The organism is Pseudomonas oryziphila, from assembly GCF_003940825.1.
Taxonomy (GTDB): Bacteria; Pseudomonadota; Gammaproteobacteria; order Pseudomonadales; family Pseudomonadaceae; genus Aquipseudomonas; species Aquipseudomonas sichuanensis.
In genome coordinates, this window is sequence record NZ_CP034338.1 from 1,042,539 (window position 1) to 1,059,313 (window position 16,775).

Consider the following 16,775-nt stretch of genomic DNA (forward strand, 5'->3'; position numbering starts at 1 on the left):
CGGCCAATTTTTAGTGCCACAGACGTACCTAAGTAGATGCCTGTTCAAACAGGCCAAGCAAGCTGATGGGAGAGGACTGAATGAGCAATGACGGCGTCAACGCAGGCCGGCGCCGCTTCCTCGTAGCCGCGACATCCGTGGTCGGGGCAGCGGGGGCAGTGGGGGCTGCGGTACCGTTCGTGGGGTCATGGTTTCCCAGTGCCAAGGCGAAAGCCGCAGGGGCACCGGTGAAGGTCAATATCGCCAAGGTCGAGCCAGGCCAGCAAATGGTGGCTGAATGGCGTGGTCAGCCGGTCTTCATCGTGCGCCGAACGGATGAAATCCTCGGCAACCTGAAAAAGCTCACCGCCGAGCTCTCCGATCCTGAATCCAAGGCGTCGGTGCAGCCCACCTACGTTGATCCGCAGAATCGCTCGATCAAGCCCGAAATCCTCATTCTGGTTGGCTTGTGCACCCATCTGGGGTGCTCGCCGACGTTCCGTCCCGAAGTCGCTCCGGCCGACCTTGGGCCGAAGTGGGTCGGTGGCTATTTCTGCCCTTGTCACGGTTCGCACTACGACCTGGCCGGTCGTGTCTACAAAGCCCAGCCGGCGCCTCTGAACCTGCCAGTGCCACCGCACTCGTACGAGTCTGACGACCTTGTCGTCATCGGCATCGATCAGGAGAAAGCATGATGAGCAAGTTCATGGAGTGGATCGATGCGCGCTTCCCCGCCACGAAGATGTGGGAAGACCATCTGAGCAAGTATTACGCGCCCAAGAACTTCAACTTCCTGTACTTCTTCGGCTCGCTGGCGCTGCTGGTGCTGGTCAACCAGATCGTAACCGGCGTGTGGCTGACCATGAGTTTCACCCCCTCGGCGGAAGAGGCCTTCGCCTCGGTCGAGTACATCATGCGTGACGTCGAGTACGGCTGGATCCTGCGCTACCTGCACTCCACCGGCGCCTCGGCGTTCTTCATCGTGGTCTACCTGCACATGTTCCGCGGCCTGCTCTACGGCTCCTACCAGAAGCCGCGCGAGCTGGTCTGGCTGTTCGGCATGCTGATCTACCTGGCGCTGATGGCCGAGGCCTTCATGGGCTACCTGCTGCCATGGGGGCAGATGTCGTACTGGGGCGCCCAGGTGATCATTTCGCTGTTCGGCGCGATTCCGGTGATCGGTGGTGACCTCACCCAGTGGATCCGCGGCGACTACCTGATCTCGGGTATCACCCTGAACCGCTTCTTCGCCCTGCACGTTGTGGCCTTGCCGATCGTGATTCTCGGCCTGGTCGTGCTGCACATCCTGGCGCTGCACGAAGTGGGTTCGAACAACCCCGATGGTGTGGACATCAAGAAGAAAAAGGACGAGAACGGTATCCCGCTGGACGGCATTCCCTTCCACCCGTACTACACCGTCAAGGATATCGTCGGCGTGGTGGTGTTCCTCTTCGTGTTCTGCGCTGTGGTGTTCTTCTTCCCGGAAATGGGCGGGTACTTCCTGGAAAAACCGAACTTCGAGCAGGCAAACGCCTTCAAGACCCCTGAGCATATCGCCCCGGTGTGGTACTTCACGCCGTTCTACGCGATCTTGCGTGCGGTACCCGACAAGCTGTTCGGGGTGATCGCCATGGGCGCCGCGATCGCTGTGCTGTTCGTGTTGCCCTGGCTTGACCGCAGCCCGGTGCGCTCCATGCGCTACAAGGGTTGGCTGAGCAAGGTCTGGCTGCTGGTGTTCTGCGTGGCCTTCGTCATCCTCGGTGTGCTGGGCGTGCTGGCACCGACCCCGGGGCGTACCTTGCTGTCGCAGGTGTGTACGGTGCTGTACTTCGCCTACTTCCTGCTGATGCCGTTCTACACAAGGCTCGAGAAGACCAAACCGGTTCCGGAAAGGGTGACTGGCTGATGAAAAAGTTGATTGCAGTATGTTTGCTGGCACTGATGCCTGGCCTTTCGTTTGCCGCCGAGCACAGCCTGGAACTGGACAAGGTCGATGTCGACCTCACTGACAAAGCCGCACTGCAGGACGGTGCGCGGACCTTCGCCAACTATTGCATGGGCTGCCACAGCGCCAAGTTCCAGCGTTATGAGCGGGTGGCCGACGACCTGGGGATTCCGCACGAGCTGATGCTCGAGAACCTGGTGTTCACCGGTGCCAAGATCGGTGATCACATGAAGATCGGCATGCAGCCAAACGATGCCAAGACCTGGTTCGGCGCGGCGCCTCCCGACCTCACCCTGGTTGCCCGGGTACGTGGCAATGACTGGCTGTACACCTACCTGCGCAGCTTCTACGAGGACCCTGCGCGGCCTTATCGGGTGAACAACAAGGTCTTCCCCAATGTGGGGATGCCCAACGTGCTGGTCGGCTTGCAGGGTAATCAGGTGATCGGTTGCAAGCAGGTGCAGACCGTGGTCGACGGCAAGAAGCAGTTCGACCCGCTGACCGGCAGCCCGCTGACCCATGAAGCGTGCGACCAGCTGACCGTCGAGGAGAAATCCGGTACCCTGACGCCCGAGCAGTTCGACGAGAAGGTCAAGAACCTGGTGACCTTCCTGGCCTATTCGGCCAACCCGGTCAAACTGGAAAGCCAGCGCATCGGTACCTACGTGTTGCTGTACCTGGCTTTCTTCTTCGTGTTCGCCTACTTGCTCAAGCGCGAATACTGGAAGGACGTGCACTGATCACGCAGTAGTTTCTGGTTGTTGAACGCGCCCGGGGCGCCCTGGCAGAAATGCCAGGGCGCCCCGGGCGCGTTTTCATTTACAGTTTTACAAGCATCCCGTGCGAGGAGGCGCTACATGGGCGCAACCAACAGGTTAGCCTGCTATTCCGACCCCGCTGATCATTACTCTCATCGGGTACGCCTGGTGCTCGCCGAGAAAGGCATCGCCGTGCAGATCATCGACGTCGACGCCAAACGCCTGCCGCCCAAGCTGGTCGAAGTGAATCCTTATGGCAGCCTGCCGACGCTGGTCGATCGTGACCTGGCGCTGTATGAGTCGACCGTGGTGATGGAGTATCTCGACGAGCGTTATCCTCATCCGCCACTGATGCCGGTTTACCCGGTGGCGCGTGGCAACAGTCGATTGCTGATGCACCGTATCCAGCGCGACTGGTGCGCCCTGGCCGATACCGTGCTCGACCCGCGCAGCAGCGAGGCGGCACGCACCCAGGCGCGCAAGGAGCTGCGTGAGAGCCTGACCGGCGTAGCGCCGCTGTTTGGCGAGATGCCCTGTTTCATGAGCGAGGAGCAAAGCCTCGTCGACTGTTGTCTATTGCCCATGCTCTGGCGCTTGCCGGTGATGGGTATTGAATTGCCACGGCAGGCCAAGCCGCTGCTGGATTACATGGAGCGACAGTTCGCCCGCGAGCCTTTCCAGGCGAGCCTGTCTGCTGCCGAACGTGAAATGCGCAAGGTTTAAGAGGAACCGTTGATGAACTCCAGTCGCCCCTATCTGGTTCGTGCGCTGTACGAGTGGATCGTCGACAACGATTGCACGCCCCATATGCTGGTCAATGCCGAGTATCCGGCGGTCCAGGTGCCTCAGGGTTTTGCCAGCGATGGCCAGATCGTCCTGAATATCTCGCCCAGCGCCGTGCGTAACCTGCACATGGACAACGACGCGGTGAGCTTCGAGGGGCGCTTCGGTGGTGTGTCCCACTCGCTCTTTGTGCCGGCCGGCGCGATCCTGGGTATTTATGCCCGTGAGAACGGCCAGGGCATGGTCTTTGAGCTGGATCCGCCGCTCGATGATGAAGACGACCTGCACGATGAGGGTGTCGAGCCGGATGACGATGGCCCGCCGGAAGGGGGGAGCCAGCCTCCACGCCCCAGCGGCCGACCCAGCCTCAAGGTGGTCAAGTAACAAAAAAGGCGATCCTTCGTGGATCGCCTTTTTTGTGCCTGACGCTTGCGCTTACAGGTCCTTGATGCTCTGCACCTGGTCCTTGTTGACGCGGTTCTGCTTGCCGTCGAGTTGTTTGAACTCATAGAAGCCGGAGTCGCGATCGAAGTGCGGGGTGTCGAGGGTCTGCAGTTCGCGGCCGTCGTTGAGGGTGATCACGCTCGGCGAAGAGCAGCCGGCCAGGGTGGCGAAGGTGCCAATCAGCAGGGCGGGCAGCAGGTACTTCTTCATGGGGTACTTCCTGGATCTGGGTTGAAAGGCGAGGGGCGGGTTTCGCCCTCGCGGGGGGTCAGTCGATGTATTCGAACAGTTTGACGATCTTCTGCACGCCCGAGACGCCCTGTACCACGTTGGTGGCAGCGTTGGCCTCTTGCTGGGTGACCAGGCCGAGCAGGTAAACGATACCGTTCTCGGTGATTACCTTGATGCGCGAGCCGGGGACGCTGGCGTCCGTCAGCATCTGGGTCTTGATCTTGGTGGTGAGCCAGGCGTCGTTATTGCGCGCCAGGATCGAGGACGGCTGGATAACCTGCAGCTCGTTGTGGACCTTCTTGACCCGCTGGACCTGGCTGGCGGTCTGCTCGGCCAGCGACTTGAGGTCTGCGCGCGGCGTCTGGCCGGCCAACAGGACAACGCCGTTGTAGCTGCTGACGACGATGTGCGAGCCCTGGTCCAGGTCTGGGTTGGCCTTGGCGATATTGACCGCAACCTTGGTCTCGATCAGTGAGTCGTCGATCTTGCTGCCGATGGTGCGAGTGCCGCGGTCATCCTCGATGGGCGAGTTGCGCGCCGAGGTCAGTACCGAGCTGCAGCCTGTGACGCTCAGGCACAGGGTGAGGGCCATCAGGCCGAGGTGCTTGGGGATCATTCTTCACTCCCGAACAGTTGGCTGTCGATCAGGTCGCACAGACAGTGGATCGCCAGCAGGTGGACTTCCTGGATGCGTGCGGTGACGGTCGAAGGTACGCGGATCTCCACGTCCTCGGGCAGCAGCAGCGAGGCCATGCCGCCGCCGTCGCGACCGGTCAAGGCTACGACAATCATTTCGCGGTCATGTGCGGCCTGGATCGCCTGGATCACGTTGGCCGAGTTGCCGCTGGTGGAGATCGCCAGCAAAACGTCGCCGGGCTGGCCCAGGGCGCGAATCTGCTTGGAGAAGATCTCGTTGTAGCTGTAGTCGTTGGCAATCGAGGTGAGTGTCGAGCTGTCGGTGGTCAGGGCAATGGCCGGCAGGCTCGGGCGCTCGCGTTCGAAGCGGTTGAGCAATTCGGACGAGAAATGCTGGGCGTCGCCGGCCGAACCGCCGTTGCCGCAGGCGAGCATCTTGCCGTCGCTGAGCAGGGCGTTGACCATGACCAGGCTGGCCTGCTCGATGTGAGGTGCCAGGATGTCCATTGCCTGTTGCTTGGTGTCGATGCTGGCCTGGAACAGCCGGCGAATTCGGGATTGCATGTCCATCTGGTGACCTTAAATGGGGCGGTGGCCGGCGCGGCGCGCGCCAGGGATCCGCCCGCGAAACATAGAGCGAAAAATTCGGTACAGGTTCAGCACTCGAAGGCGTTTTTCAGCCAAAGAAGCGGTTGCCCGGCATGGCCTTGGCCCTGCAGGGCGACAACGTCGAAGCGGCAGGGTTGAGCGGCCCAGCGGGGTTCATCGTGCAGGAATAAGTTGGCGGCCAGCGCCAGTCGCTTCTGCTTGCGCCCGTCGATACTGCCGAGCGCGCCGCCGAAGTCCGCGTGTAGCCGGTAGCGGACTTCGACGAATACTACTGTATCGGCATCGAGCATGACCAGATCGAGCTCGCCGCCCTTGCATCGCCAGTTGCGCGTCAGCAGCTGCAGACCTTGCCCTCGGAGGTAGTCGAGGGCCTGGTCTTCGGCAGCCTGGCCTGCGTGGCTGGGCGATGCGCCGGGCATCAGCGCGGCGTGTCCGGCAGGCGTTTGACCTGGCCGCCGGAGAACTCGGCCCATGGCAGCTGACGTTCGATACGCTGAGCCGGGTTCATGCTCAGGCTGCCAGACAGACCTTCGACGCGGTTGTCCGGCAGTGCCTTGAGCTGGCTCAGGCGTGGCGCCAGGCTGTAGGCGTCGACGCCCATGGCGTAGAGGCGGCCGAGGCTGCCAGCCGCTTGCGGCCACTGCTGCACCACCTGCTGGCGCAGGCTATTGGTGGTGTCGAGCAGCCACGGCGTTTCGCAGAAGCGGATGCCGTTCATGTCGTTGTACTGGTTGATGTCGCCGCTGGCGCTGTACAGGTTGGACGTGGCGTACACCGGCACGTCACCGGCGTACTGGAAGTTCAGCGTCGGCTTGATCTGCTGGGCCTGTTGCGGGGTGGCGGCCAGGAAGATGAAATCGATGTCCTGGCGGCGCGACGGCTGGGCGGCGATGTCGCTGCCGACCGTGCTTTGCAGGCTCTTGGCGCGGCCTTCGCTCTGGCGCAGCTGGAACAGGTCGGCGATCTGTTGAGCGAGGGCGACTGGCTGGGCGATGCGCTCGGCGGCCAGCAGGGTACCGCCATTGCTTTCCCAGTCCTTGCGGAAGGCTGCGAGCACGCGGTCGCCCCATTCGCCGCGCGGTACCAGCGCGACCGCACGAACCTTGCCGTCGGCACGGGCGCGGCGAGCGACTTCGCGGGCTTCGTCCTCGGCCGCAAGGCCGAACTGGAACAGTTGAGGCGGGGCTGATTGGCCGGCGTCGGCGTAGTTCAGGGCCAGGGTGGTGATGGGCAGCTGCGGGTAGGCCGCGAGTTTTTTCACCAGCGGTTTTTCCAGCGGGCCGACCACCAGTTGCACGCCGGCGGCCTGGGCCTGGCGGTAGAAGTCATCGAGCGAGGTGATGCGCGAGCTGTCGAACACCTGCACGGCAGGGGCCGGCTGGCCGCCTTGCTGGGCCTGGAAGTGTGCGGCCATGAAGCCGTCGCGCAGGGCACGGGCGACACCTGCCAGTGGCCCTTCCTGGGGCAGCAGCAGGGCGATCTTGGTCAGTGGCTGGCTAGCCAGTTCCTTGAGCTTGACCAGGGCGACCGGCAGTTGCTTGGCGGCCGGGTGGTCAGGGTGTTGGCCTTTCCAGGTGTCGATCGCGGCCTGTTGTTGCTCCAGGGTGCCTGCGCGCTTCACGGCGAGGGCCAGGCTGGTCCAGCCGGCCAGTGTTTCGTTGTTGGCCGGTTGTTGCAGTTGTTCGGCTGGCAGCGAGGCGACCAGGGCCCAGATGGCGTCGTTGTTGGCGCTTGCCGCCTGGCCGCTGAGCAGTGGCGTCAGCAGCACCCGCTGTTGGGCGGCGGCCAGGGCCTGGCCGTCGGCCTCGAGGGCGGCGGCGTGAACGCTGTAGGTGCGCGCTTGCTGTTGTTCCGGTAGTTCGCCGACGCGCTGCAGGCTTGGGTGGGCAAGTGCTGCCAGGGCTGCCTTGGGCTGGTTGCGGGTCATGGCCAGCTCCGCCGTCAGCGTGCTGGCGAAGACCTGCTGGGCCGGCTTGAGCGAGTCCAGCGGGACCTGCTCGAGGATGCGCGCCGAGCGTGGGTAGTCTTTCTGCTTGTAGGCCAGGTCGGCGGCGCTCAGTCGCAGCAGGGCTGCATCCTCGGCGGACTTGCTGGTGGCTGCCTTCTCGAGCAGCTGTTCGATGCTGGCATCCGGGGTGCGTGGCAGTTCGCCCAGGCTGGATGAGGGCGAGCTGGCGCAGGCTGCCAGCAGGGCAGCGAGGCAGAGGGCTGTGAACAGCCGCAGACAAGCGATCATGTAAAGGTCCTGTTACTCGATCAAGTTGGCCGGCGATTGTACCCAAGCAATGGGCGTGGCGCGATCATCGCCGATGATGATCCTTCACTATAGGTGGCTGCGAGCGTGAGGGAGGCGAAGTTCTTTGCGCTCTGTTGCCGGTGCTCGGGCTACAATGGCGGCTTTGATCCGGTATGCAGGTGTGCGCAGTGACTGATGTTGCAGGGGCTTCGAAATCCACGATGGGAACGCTGTATGTGGTTGCCACGCCCATCGGCAACCTTGACGACATGAGTGCGCGGGCACTGAAGGTGCTCGCGAACGTGAGCCTCATCGCTGCGGAAGACACTCGCCATTCGGTGCGTCTGCTCCAGCATTTCGGCATTGATACGCCGCTGGCGGCCTGTCATGAGCACAACGAGCGTGATGAGGGTGGGCGCTTCATCACTCGGCTGCTGGCGGGTGACGACGTGGCGCTGGTGTCCGATGCCGGTACGCCGCTGATCTCCGATCCGGGCTATCACCTGGTGCGCCAGGCCCGTGCTGCGGGTGTGCAGGTGGTGCCGGTGCCGGGAGCCTGCGCCTTGATCGCTGCATTGTCCGCTGCAGGTCTGCCGTCCGATCGCTTCATTTTCGAAGGCTTCCTGCCGGCCAAGACGGCAGGGCGGCGCGCGCGACTGGAACAGGTCAGGGAAGAGCCGCGCACCCTGATCTTCTATGAGGCGCCCCATCGCATCCTGGAATGCCTGCAAGACATGGAGGCGGTGTTCGGTGGTGAGCGCCCGGCATTGCTCGCGCGCGAGATCACCAAGACGTTCGAAACGCTCAAGGGCCTGCCGCTGGCCGAGCTGCGTGCATTCGTACAGGGCGACAGCAATCAGCAGCGCGGCGAGTGTGTAGTGCTGGTGGCCGGTTGGGTCGCGCCCGAAGATGAGCAGGCGATCAGTGTCGAAGCGCAGCGGGTGCTCGATCTGCTGCTGGCGGAATTGCCGCTCAAACGTGCGGCGGCGTTGGCGGCGGAAATTACCGGGGTGCGCAAGAATCTGCTCTATCAACTGGCGCTGGAAAAACAGCAACGCGACTGATATCAAACTGATATTATTTGTCGTCTCGCTTGTTCTTGAGCGCCGCTGCCGGTAACCTTGTCTGCGGAGAGTCGATCGGACAGTCGCTGCCGTCTTTTGTTCCGCAAAAGGCGGGGGAGGAAAGTCCGGGCTCCGCAGGGCAGAGTGCCAGGTAACGCCTGGGAGGCGCGAGCCTACGGAAAGTGCCACAGAAAATAACCGCCTAAGCACTTCGGTGCCGGTAAGGGTGAAAAGGTGCGGTAAGAGCGCACCGCACGGCTGGCAACAGTTCGTGGCTAGGTAAACCCCACTCGGAGCAAGACCAAATAGGGTTCCATACGGCGTGGCCCGCGTCGGAACCGGGTAGGTTGCTAGAGGCGTCCAGTGATGGCCGTCGTAGAGGAATGACTGTCCTCGACAAAACCCGGCTTACAGATCGACTCTCCACCCCTCCTTCCTCTGCTTGTTTCGATAGCAGATGCCTCTGGTAATACCAAAAAGATCTTACTCTTAATAAATCACTTTAACTCCGAGCTCTATCCGTCTGAGTTCGCTTGATTTTTCCCGTCATTTTTCTTCGTGAGTAATCCTTTCCCTTCCCTTTGTTGCGCTAAATCCACGTCCTATAAGGGTTTTCCTTATGAACGCGCCTTGACGGTGTGGCGGGCGGATTCCTATAGTGTGCGCAAGTGGCAGAAAGTGGGATGAAGTGGGTTTTCTGGCACAAAAAAGCTAACATTGTGGGGAATCGCAGCCGTGTTCCGCGGAGCCAACGCCGTCAGCCTCGATGCCAAGGGCCGTCTCGCCATGCCGAGCCGGTACCGTGACGAGCTCGATTCGCGTTGCAATGGTCAATTGATCGTGACCATCGACGCGGTGGATCCCTGCCTGTGTGTTTACCCCCTCGATGAGTGGGAACAGATTGAAGCCAAGTTGCGCGCCTTGCCGTCGTTGCGTGAGGAAAACCGCCGCCTGCAGCGTTTGCTGATCGGTAACGCGGTTGACCTGGAGCTCGATGGCAGTGGGCGTTTCCTGGTACCGCCCCGTTTACGTGAATACGCCAAGCTCGACAAGAAGGCGATGCTGGTGGGGCAACTGAACAAATTCCAGTTGTGGGATGAGGATGCCTGGAACGTGGTTTCGGCAGCCGACCTTGCAGCTATTCAACAACCGGGCGCCATGCCCGATGAACTGCGTGACCTGATCCTGTGACCATAGATAGCGGCTTCAACCACATCACCGTCCTGCTCGACGAAGCTGTCGAGGCATTGGCCCTGCGCGCCGACGGTCGCTATCTGGACGGCACCTTCGGGCGTGGCGGGCACAGCCGCCTGATCCTCAGCAAGCTTGGGCCGCAGGGCCAGTTGCTGGGGTTCGACAAGGATCCTCAAGCGATTGCCACCGGGCAAGCGCTGGCGGCCGAAGACGGCCGCTTTGTCATTGTGCAGCGCAGCTTTGCCGAGCTGGGCGACGAGGTGCGCGCGCGTGCCCTGGACGGCAAGGTCAGTGGCGTATTGCTCGACCTGGGCGTGTCCTCGCCGCAGCTGGACGATCCCGAGCGTGGCTTCAGTTTCCTCAACGACGGCCCGCTGGACATGCGCATGAACCCTGACAAGGGTGTGAGCGCCGCCGAATTCATCGCCACCGCGCCGGTGGAAGAGATCGCCCGGGTATTCAAGGAATACGGTGAGGAGCGTTTCGCCGGCCGCATGGCCCGTGCGGTGGTCGAGCGTCGCGAAAAGCAGCCTTTCACCCGAACCGGTGATCTGGCCGAGGTGCTCAAGGTCGCCAACCCTGCCTGGGAAAAGGGCAAGAACCCGGCCACCCGTGCGTTCCAGGGTTTGCGTATCCACGTCAACAATGAGCTGGGCGACCTGGAGGCTGGCCTTGAGGCCGCCCTGGAGTCCCTGGAGATCGGTGGTCGCCTGGTGGTGATCAGCTTCCATTCGCTGGAAGACCGCATCGTCAAGCTGTTCATGCGCAAGCTGGTCAAGGGCGAGGCCGACAATCTGCCGCGTAACCTGCCGGTGCAGCACAAGGTCTTTGAACCGAAGATCAAGCTCATCGGCAAGGCGCAGTTCGCCTCTGCCGAAGAGCTCAAGGCCAACCCGCGGTCGCGCAGCGCCGTGATGCGGGTGGCGGAGAAGCTTCGGTGAGCCGGCTATTTGCCAAACCTTTGCCAGGCGGAAGCTTCCTGATGCTTCTGCTGTTCGTGGGCGTGCTCGTTTCGGCCATTGCCGTGTCTTACAGCGCCCACTGGAACCGCCAACTGCTCAACACCCTGTACGGCGAGTTGAACGAGCGGGACAAGGCTCAGGCCGAGTGGGGGCGTCTGATTCTGGAGCAGAGCACCTGGACCGCCCACAGCCGTATCGAGAACCTCGCCAGCGAGCAGCTGAAGATGCGTGTGCCGGCCGCTGACGAAGTGCGGATGGTGGCGCCATGATGAAGCTCGAAGGTGCACTCTACCCCTGGCGCTTCCGTGTGGTCATCGGCCTGTTGGCGTTGATGGCCGGTGCCATCTGCTGGCGCATCATCGACCTGCAGGTGGTCGACCGCGACTTCCTCAAAGGCCAGGGCGATGCCCGCAGCCTGCGCCATATTCCTATCCCGGCGCACCGTGGCCTGATCACCGACCGTAACGGCGAACCCCTGGCGGTCAGTACGCCGGTCACCACCTTGTGGGCCAACCCCAAGGAAATGCAGGTTGCCAAGGACCGTTGGCCGCAACTGGCCGCAGCCCTTGGGCAGAACCCCCAGCAATTGACCGAGCGCCTCACCCAGCAGGCCAGCAAGGAGTTCATCTACCTGGTTCGTGGCCTGACCCCGGAGCAGGGGCAGCATGTGCTCGACCTGAAAGTGCCCGGCGTCTACGGGCTTGAAGAGTTCCGCCGCTTCTACCCGGCGGGCGACGTCACCGCCCATATGGTCGGCTTCACCGACCTTGACGACCACGGTCGTGAAGGGGTGGAGCTGGCTTACGACGAATGGCTCGCCGGGGTGCCTGGCAAACGGCAGGTGATCAAGGATCGGCGCGGCCGGCTGATCAAGGACATCCAGGTAACCAAGAACGCCAAGGCCGGGAAGACCTTGGCGTTGTCGATTGACCTGCGCCTGCAATACCTGGCCACCCGTGAATTGCGTAATGCCATCGCCGAGCAGGAAGCCAAGGCTGGCAGTCTGGTGATCATGGACGTCAAGACCGGTGAAGTACTGGCCATGGTCAATCAGCCCACCTACAACCCGAACAACCGCCGCAGCATGTTCCCTGCTGCCATGCGCAACCGGGCGATCATCGACGTGTTCGAGCCGGGCTCGACGGTCAAGCCGATCTCGATGAGCGCTGCGCTGCAGAGCGGCCGCTGGAAACCCACCGACAAGGTCGAGGTGTATCCGGGCAGCCTGCAGATCGGCCGCTACACCATCAAGGACGTGTCCAAGAGCGAAGGCCCGATCCTCGACCTCACCGGCATCCTGATCAACTCCAGTAACGTGGGCATGAGCAAGATCGCCTTCGATATCGGCGGCGAGGCCATCTACCGGGTGATGTCCCAGGTGGGTCTTGGTCAGTACACCGGCCTGGGCTTCCCGGGTGAGCGCGTCGGCAACCTGCCCAACCACCGCGAGTGGCGCAAGGCCGAGACCGCGACCCTGTCGTATGGCTACGGTGTGTCGGTGACCGCGCTGCAACTGGTGCATGCCTACGCGGCCTTGGCCAACGACGGCAAGATGGTGCCGCTGTCGATCCTCAAGGTCGACAAGGCGCCGGAAGCCGTGCAGGCGATCCCCAAGGAAACCGCCGAAACCGTGCAGGCCATGCTGCAGCAGGTGATCGAGGCGCCGCGCGGGGTGTTCCGTGCGCAGGTGCCGTTCTATCACGTGGGCGGCAAGTCGGGTACCGCCCGTAAAGCCACGGTCGGTTCCAAGGGCTACACCGAAAACGCCTACCGTTCGCTGTTCGCCGGCTTCGGCCCGATGAGCGACCCGCGCTACGCCATCGTCGTGGTCATCGACGAGCCGAGCAAAGGCGGCTACTTCGGTGGCCTGGTATCGGCGCCGGTATTCAGCAAGGTCATGTCCGGCACCCTGCGCCTGATGAACGTGCCGCCAGACAACCTGCCGCCGCCCACCGAACAACAGCAAGTCAGTGCAGTACCCGCCAAGGGAGGGCGTGGATGATGACGATGCCATTGAGCAAGCTATTCGCCAACGCCAGCCGCGACCCGTTGATTCGGGAACTGACCCTGGACAGCCGCGCCGTACGCCCGGGCGACCTGTTCCTCGCCGTGCCCGGCGCCAAGGTCGATGGCCGTGACCATATCGCCGATGCCCTGGCCCGTGGCGCCGCCGCGGTGGCCTACGAAGAGCAAGGTGCCAGCGTACTGCCGATCACCGACGCGCCGCTGATCCCGGTCAAGGGTTTGATCGGCCAGCTGTCGCAGATTGCCGGGCGCTTCTATGGCGAGCCGAGCCGCCAGCTGAACCTGGTGGGCGTCACTGGTACCAATGGCAAGACCAGTGTCACCCAGCTGCTGGCCCAGGCCCTCGATGCCCTCGGTCAGCGTTGTGGCCTGATCGGCACCCTGGGCACCGGCTTCTATGGCGAGCTGCAGAGTGGCCGCTTGACCACTCCGGATCCGATTGCCGTGCAGGCGACGCTCAACGACCTGAAGAAGGGCGGCGCCAAGGCCGTGGCCATGGAAGTGTCCTCCCATGCCCTGGAGCAGGGGCGCGTCGCTGCGCTCGAGTTCGACATCGCGGTGATGACCAACCTGTCTCGCGACCACCTCGACTACCACGGCAGCATGGAGGCCTACGAGGCCGCCAAGGCCAAGCTGTTCGCCTGGCCGAGCCTGCGTTGCCAGGTGGTCAACCTGGACGATGCGTTTGGCCGCCGCCTGGCCGATGATTTTGCCCGTCGCCCCAGCAGCGATCACAGCGAGACCCGGCTGCTCAGCTATAGCCTGGAAAACCCGGACGCCTCGCTGTTCTGTCGCGAAGCCAGCTTCAATGACGATGGCGTGCGCGCCACTCTGGTCACCGCCCAGGGCGAGCGCACCCTGCGCAGTCAGCTGCTGGGTCGCTTCAACCTGAGCAACATGCTCGCCGCCGTGGCAGCGCTGCTGGCGCTGGATTATTCGCTGGACGAGATCCTCAAGGTCACCCCGCAACTGCAGGGCCCGGTGGGCCGCATGCAGCGCCTGGGTGGCGGCGACAAACCATTGGTGGTGGTCGATTACGCGCACACGCCAGATGCGCTGGATAAAGTTCTCGAAGCCTTGCGCCCGCATGCCCACGGCCAGTTGCTGTGCCTGTTCGGCTGTGGCGGCGACCGCGATCGCGGCAAGCGCCCGCTGATGGCCGAAGTGGCCGAGCGCCTGGCCGACCGCGTGCTGGTTACCGACGACAACCCGCGCACTGAAGATCCGCAGCGGATCTTCGACGATATTCGCCCCGGTTTCGCCAAGCCCGCCAGCGTCGAGTTCGTCGCCGGCCGTGGCAAGGCCATCGCCCACCTGATCGCCAGCGCCAGCGCCAACGACGTGATCGTCCTGGCCGGCAAGGGACACGAGGATTACCAGGAGATCAATGGCGAACGCCATGACTTCTCCGACCTGGTCGAGGCCGAGAAGGCCCTGGCCGCCTGGGAGGCTCCGCATGCTTAAGCCCATGACCCTCAGCCAGCTGACCACAGCACTGAGTGCGCGAGTGGTCGGCAGCGACGCCAGCTTCACCGGCGTCAGCATCGACAGTCGCAGCGTGGGTGCCGGTCAACTGTTCGTCGCCCTCACCGGGCCGCGTTTCGATGGTCACGACTACCTGGCTGACGTGAAGGCCAAAGGTGCGGTCGCGGCCCTGGTCGAGCGGGAAATCGCCGACGTCGACCTGCCGCAGTTGCTGGTCGCCGACTGCCGTGTGGCCCTCGGCCAGCTCGGTGCACTGAACCGTGCCGGCTACGACAAGCCCGTGGTCGCCATTACCGGCTCCAGTGGCAAGACCACCGTCAAGGAAATGCTGGCCGCGATCCTGCGTACCCAGGGCCTGGTCCATGCCACCCGCGGCAACCTGAACAACGACCTCGGCGCGCCGCTGACGCTGCTGGAGATCGCCCCCGAGCACAGCGCCGCGGTGATCGAACTGGGCGCTTCGCGCATCGGCGAGATCCGCTACACCGTTGGCCTCACCCAGCCGCAGGTGGTGATCATCAACAACGCCGGCACTGCCCATGTGGGCGAGTTCGGCGGCCCGGAGAAAATCGTCGAGGCCAAGGGCGAGATCCTCGAAGGCCTGGGCGAGGGCGGTACCGCCATTCTCAACCTGGCCGACAAAGCCTTCGAAATCTGGCGCAAGCGTGCCGGTGCTCATCGCATCCTGAGCTTCGCCCTGGACAACCTGCAGGCCGACTTCTATGCCAGCGGCATCGGTCGCGATGCCCGTGGCTGCCCGTCGTTCACCCTGCATGGGCCTGATGGCAACGTGCCGGTGCAATTGAACCTGCTCGGCACTCATAACGTCAGCAATGCCCTGGCCGCCGCCGCCGCCGCCCATGCCGTTGGTCTGAGCCTGAGCGGTATCAAAGCTGGCCTCGAGGCCGTGCAACCGGTCAAGGGCCGCACCGTGGCGCAGATCGCGCCGAACGGTGTGCGGGTGATCGACGACAGCTACAACGCAAATCCCACCTCGATGTGTGCGGCCATTGATATACTCGCCGGCTTTTCCGGGCGCACCGTTCTGGTGCTCGGGGATATCGGCGAACTGGGGCAATGGGCCGAGGAAGGCCATCGCCAGGTAGGTGACTACGCCCGCGGCAAGGTCGATGCGCTCTACGCGGTGGGTGCCAACATGGCCCATGCGGTAGAGGCTTTCGGCGCCAATGGCCGCCATTTCGCTACACAAGCTGAGCTGATCGATGCCGTCCGCGTCGAGACCGCCAGCGACACCACTATCTTGATCAAGGGCTCGCGCAGCGCTGCGATGGAAAACGTCGTGGCTGCACTGTGCGAAACCGGCGGGGAGAAACATTAATGCTGCTGCTGTTGGCTGAGTATCTGCAACAGTTCTACAAGGGCTTCGCGGTCTTCCAGTACCTCTCGCTGCGCGGGATCCTGGGTGTACTGACCGCGCTGACCCTGGCCCTGTGCCTGGGCCCGTGGATGATCCGTACCCTGCAGATCCGCCAGATCGGTCAGGCCGTGCGTAACGACGGCCCGCAATCGCACCTGTCCAAGTCCGGCACCCCGACCATGGGCGGCGCGCTGATTCTTTCCGCCATCGCCATCAGCACCCTGCTGTGGGCCGACCTGACCAACCGCTACGTCTGGGTGGTACTGATCGTCACCCTGGCGTTCGGCGCCATCGGTTGGGTCGACGACTACCGCAAGGTGATCGAGAAGAATTCGCGCGGCCTGCCTAGCCGCTGGAAGTATTTCTGGCAGTCGGTGTTCGGCCTGGCTGCGGCGATCTTCCTCTACAAGACCGCGCCGACCAGCGTCGAGACCACGCTGATCATCCCGATGCTCAAGGACCTCACCATTCCGCTGGGTGTCGGCTTCATCGTGCTCACCTACTTCGTCATCGTCGGTTCGAGCAACGCGGTCAACCTGACCGACGGCCTCGATGGCCTGGCGATCATGCCGACGGTGATGGTCGGCGGCGCCCTGGGCATCTTCTGCTACCTGTCGGGCAACGTGAAGTTCGCCGAATACCTGTTGATCCCTTACGTACCGGGTTCCGGCGAGCTGATCGTGTTCTGCGGCGCGCTGATCGGTGCCGGCCTGGGCTTCCTGTGGTTCAACACCTACCCGGCCCAGGTGTTCATGGGCGACGTCGGTGCACTGGCGCTGGGCGCCGCACTGGGCACCATCGCCGTGATCGTCCGCCAGGAAATCGTGCTGTTCATCATGGGCGGTGTGTTCGTGATGGAAACCCTGTCGGTGGTGATCCAGGTCGCTTCCTTCAAGTTGACCGGCAAGCGCGTGTTCCGCATGGCGCCGATCCATCACCACTTTGAACTCAAGGGCTGGCCCGAGCCACGGGTGATCGTCCGTTTCTGGATCATCACCGTGATTCTGGTGCTGATCGGCCTTGCCACCCTGAAACTGAGGTAAACG

Annotated in this window: 18 protein-coding genes and 1 other RNA gene; 14 read left to right on the plus strand and 5 right to left on the minus strand. The window is 63.1% G+C overall.

What is annotated here, in order from left to right; all coding sequences use genetic code 11:
• Positions 1 to 80: 80 nt before the first annotated feature.
• The 5 genes from petA (at position 81) to EJA05_RS04985 (ending at position 3,849) form a co-directional block, all read left to right on the plus strand.
• Positions 81 to 674 carry a ubiquinol-cytochrome c reductase iron-sulfur subunit gene (gene petA / locus EJA05_RS04965; RefSeq protein ID WP_125462712.1) on the plus strand — a complete coding sequence of 198 codons (594 nt, stop codon included), beginning with the start codon at positions 81 to 83 and terminating at the stop codon, positions 672 to 674.
• Positions 674 to 1,885, plus strand: a complete 1,212-nt coding sequence (locus EJA05_RS04970; protein ID WP_110991633.1) for a cytochrome b — start codon at positions 674 to 676, stop codon at positions 1,883 to 1,885. The genes petA and EJA05_RS04970 overlap by 1 nt, the downstream gene beginning before the upstream one ends.
• The gene (locus EJA05_RS04975) at positions 1,885 to 2,664 is read left to right on the plus strand and encodes a cytochrome c1 (protein WP_125857530.1); all 780 of its coding nucleotides are present in this window, start codon (positions 1,885 to 1,887) and stop codon (positions 2,662 to 2,664) included. Before EJA05_RS04970 ends, EJA05_RS04975 begins: the two co-directional genes overlap by 1 nt.
• Positions 2,665 to 2,781: 117 nt before the next feature.
• Complete coding sequence (locus EJA05_RS04980) at positions 2,782 to 3,405, plus strand: glutathione S-transferase N-terminal domain-containing protein (RefSeq protein WP_110991631.1); 624 nt, start codon at positions 2,782 to 2,784, stop codon at positions 3,403 to 3,405.
• 12 nt (positions 3,406 to 3,417) lie between these two features.
• Positions 3,418 to 3,849 (plus strand): ClpXP protease specificity-enhancing factor, encoded by a 432-nt coding sequence (locus EJA05_RS04985; RefSeq protein WP_125857531.1) that lies wholly within the window; start codon positions 3,418 to 3,420, stop codon positions 3,847 to 3,849.
• Positions 3,850 to 3,900: 51 nt separating this feature from the next.
• Here EJA05_RS04985 and EJA05_RS04990 read toward each other — a convergent pair whose 3' ends face one another.
• The 5 genes from EJA05_RS04990 to EJA05_RS05010 all read right to left on the minus strand — a co-directional run bounded on the left by EJA05_RS04990 (position 3,901) and on the right by EJA05_RS05010 (position 7,621).
• Positions 3,901 to 4,119, minus strand: coding sequence for a YgdI/YgdR family lipoprotein (locus EJA05_RS04990; RefSeq protein ID WP_110991629.1), 219 nt, complete (start codon positions 4,117 to 4,119; stop codon positions 3,901 to 3,903).
• Positions 4,120 to 4,177: 58 nt separating this feature from the next.
• Positions 4,178 to 4,756, minus strand: coding sequence for a BON domain-containing protein (locus EJA05_RS04995; RefSeq protein ID WP_125462715.1), 579 nt, complete (start codon positions 4,754 to 4,756; stop codon positions 4,178 to 4,180).
• A complete protein-coding gene (locus tag EJA05_RS05000; RefSeq protein WP_125857532.1) occupies positions 4,753 to 5,346 on the minus strand; it encodes a phosphoheptose isomerase in 594 nt (197 codons plus the stop codon). The genes EJA05_RS04995 and EJA05_RS05000 overlap by 4 nt, the downstream gene beginning before the upstream one ends.
• An 86-nt stretch (positions 5,347 to 5,432) precedes the next feature.
• Entirely contained in the window at positions 5,433 to 5,804 is a 372-nt protein-coding gene (locus tag EJA05_RS05005) for a YraN family protein (RefSeq protein WP_110991627.1), read from the minus strand.
• Entirely contained in the window at positions 5,804 to 7,621 is a 1,818-nt protein-coding gene (locus tag EJA05_RS05010; RefSeq protein WP_125462716.1) for a penicillin-binding protein activator, read from the minus strand. The genes EJA05_RS05005 and EJA05_RS05010 overlap by 1 nt, the downstream gene beginning before the upstream one ends.
• A gap of 221 nt (positions 7,622 to 7,842) precedes the next feature.
• Between EJA05_RS05010 and rsmI the strand changes: the two genes are divergently transcribed.
• From rsmI to mraY, 9 genes are all read left to right on the plus strand, one after another.
• The gene (gene rsmI, locus EJA05_RS05015) at positions 7,843 to 8,685 is read left to right on the plus strand and encodes a 16S rRNA (cytidine(1402)-2'-O)-methyltransferase (RefSeq protein WP_189654555.1); all 843 of its coding nucleotides are present in this window, start codon (positions 7,843 to 7,845) and stop codon (positions 8,683 to 8,685) included.
• 67 nt (positions 8,686 to 8,752) lie between these two features.
• Positions 8,753 to 9,112, plus strand: an RNA gene (gene rnpB / locus EJA05_RS05020) — RNase P RNA component class A.
• Between the two features lie 308 nt (positions 9,113 to 9,420).
• The gene (gene mraZ, locus EJA05_RS05025; RefSeq protein WP_021784148.1) at positions 9,421 to 9,876 is read left to right on the plus strand and encodes a division/cell wall cluster transcriptional repressor MraZ; all 456 of its coding nucleotides are present in this window, start codon (positions 9,421 to 9,423) and stop codon (positions 9,874 to 9,876) included.
• Positions 9,873 to 10,820 (plus strand): 16S rRNA (cytosine(1402)-N(4))-methyltransferase RsmH, encoded by a 948-nt coding sequence (gene rsmH / locus EJA05_RS05030; RefSeq protein ID WP_374046903.1) that lies wholly within the window; start codon positions 9,873 to 9,875, stop codon positions 10,818 to 10,820. Before mraZ ends, rsmH begins: the two co-directional genes overlap by 4 nt.
• On the plus strand, positions 10,817 to 11,110 hold the full coding sequence (gene ftsL / locus EJA05_RS05035) for a cell division protein FtsL (RefSeq protein ID WP_070092339.1): 294 nt from the start codon (positions 10,817 to 10,819) through the stop codon (positions 11,108 to 11,110). The genes rsmH and ftsL overlap by 4 nt, the downstream gene beginning before the upstream one ends.
• On the plus strand, positions 11,110 to 12,843 hold the full coding sequence (locus EJA05_RS05040) for a peptidoglycan D,D-transpeptidase FtsI family protein (RefSeq protein WP_189654556.1): 1,734 nt from the start codon (positions 11,110 to 11,112) through the stop codon (positions 12,841 to 12,843). Before ftsL ends, EJA05_RS05040 begins: the two co-directional genes overlap by 1 nt.
• Complete coding sequence (locus EJA05_RS05045) at positions 12,840 to 14,330, plus strand: UDP-N-acetylmuramoyl-L-alanyl-D-glutamate--2,6-diaminopimelate ligase (RefSeq protein ID WP_374046904.1); 1,491 nt, start codon at positions 12,840 to 12,842, stop codon at positions 14,328 to 14,330. Before EJA05_RS05040 ends, EJA05_RS05045 begins: the two co-directional genes overlap by 4 nt.
• The gene (locus EJA05_RS05050; RefSeq protein WP_125857533.1) at positions 14,323 to 15,690 is read left to right on the plus strand and encodes a UDP-N-acetylmuramoyl-tripeptide--D-alanyl-D-alanine ligase; all 1,368 of its coding nucleotides are present in this window, start codon (positions 14,323 to 14,325) and stop codon (positions 15,688 to 15,690) included. Before EJA05_RS05045 ends, EJA05_RS05050 begins: the two co-directional genes overlap by 8 nt.
• Positions 15,690 to 16,772, plus strand: a complete 1,083-nt coding sequence (gene mraY, locus EJA05_RS05055; RefSeq protein WP_125857534.1) for a phospho-N-acetylmuramoyl-pentapeptide-transferase — start codon at positions 15,690 to 15,692, stop codon at positions 16,770 to 16,772. Before EJA05_RS05050 ends, mraY begins: the two co-directional genes overlap by 1 nt.
• Positions 16,773 to 16,775 lie beyond the last annotated feature (3 nt).

Bases quoted from the DNA above. Each gene is read 5' to 3' on its own strand.
- petA (WP_125462712.1), top strand. From the start codon at position 81: ATGAGCAATGACGGCGTCAACGCAGGCCGGCGCCGCTTCCTCGTAGCC.
- EJA05_RS04970 (WP_110991633.1), top strand. From the start codon at position 674: ATGAGCAAGTTCATGGAGTGGATCGATGCGCGCTTCCCCGCCACGAAG.
- EJA05_RS04975 (WP_125857530.1), top strand. From the start codon at position 1,885: ATGAAAAAGTTGATTGCAGTATGTTTGCTGGCACTGATGCCTGGCCTT.
- EJA05_RS04980 (WP_110991631.1), top strand. From the start codon at position 2,782: ATGGGCGCAACCAACAGGTTAGCCTGCTATTCCGACCCCGCTGATCAT.
- EJA05_RS04985 (WP_125857531.1), top strand. From the start codon at position 3,418: ATGAACTCCAGTCGCCCCTATCTGGTTCGTGCGCTGTACGAGTGGATC.
- EJA05_RS04990 (WP_110991629.1), bottom strand. From the start codon at position 4,119: ATGAAGAAGTACCTGCTGCCCGCCCTGCTGATTGGCACCTTCGCCACC.
- EJA05_RS04995 (WP_125462715.1), bottom strand. From the start codon at position 4,756: ATGATCCCCAAGCACCTCGGCCTGATGGCCCTCACCCTGTGCCTGAGC.
- EJA05_RS05000 (WP_125857532.1), bottom strand. From the start codon at position 5,346: ATGGACATGCAATCCCGAATTCGCCGGCTGTTCCAGGCCAGCATCGAC.
- EJA05_RS05005 (WP_110991627.1), bottom strand. From the start codon at position 5,804: ATGCCCGGCGCATCGCCCAGCCACGCAGGCCAGGCTGCCGAAGACCAG.
- EJA05_RS05010 (WP_125462716.1), bottom strand. From the start codon at position 7,621: ATGATCGCTTGTCTGCGGCTGTTCACAGCCCTCTGCCTCGCTGCCCTG.
- rsmI (WP_189654555.1), top strand. From the start codon at position 7,843: ATGGGAACGCTGTATGTGGTTGCCACGCCCATCGGCAACCTTGACGAC.
- EJA05_RS05040 (WP_189654556.1), top strand. From the start codon at position 11,110: ATGAAGCTCGAAGGTGCACTCTACCCCTGGCGCTTCCGTGTGGTCATC.
- EJA05_RS05045 (WP_374046904.1), top strand. From the start codon at position 12,840: ATGATGACGATGCCATTGAGCAAGCTATTCGCCAACGCCAGCCGCGAC.
- EJA05_RS05050 (WP_125857533.1), top strand. From the start codon at position 14,323: ATGCTTAAGCCCATGACCCTCAGCCAGCTGACCACAGCACTGAGTGCG.
- mraY (WP_125857534.1), top strand. From the start codon at position 15,690: ATGCTGCTGCTGTTGGCTGAGTATCTGCAACAGTTCTACAAGGGCTTC.